Annotated in this window: 1 protein-coding gene; it reads left to right on the forward strand. The window is 45.9% G+C overall.

Features of this window, described 5'->3' with window-relative positions; translation table 11 throughout:
- Positions 1-41 precede the first annotated feature (41 nt).
- Positions 42-244: 16S rRNA (cytosine(1402)-N(4))-methyltransferase (gene mraW, locus AC2FA3_RS15520; RefSeq protein WP_490510376.1), on the forward strand; the 203-nt coding region annotated here is incomplete at its 3' end.

Consider the following 244-nt stretch of genomic DNA (forward strand, 5'->3'; position numbering starts at 1 on the left):
TTATCATCTAGATCCGGTGAAAAAAGGAGTAAGAGTGTTAGATGGAGTTTAAACACAAATCGGTATTACTGAAAGAGACCATAGACAATCTGAATGTGAAGCCGGACGGCATCTATGTTGACGGAACTTTGGGAGGGGCAGGACATGCCTCGGAAGTATGCAAATTATTATCTGCCACGGGGAGATTAATAGGAATAGACCAGGACGATGCGGCAATACAGGCGGCAAGTGAACGACTGCGGGA

The sequence above is a fragment of the Janibacter sp. CoH_79_TC_3 genome (assembly GCF_058197955.1).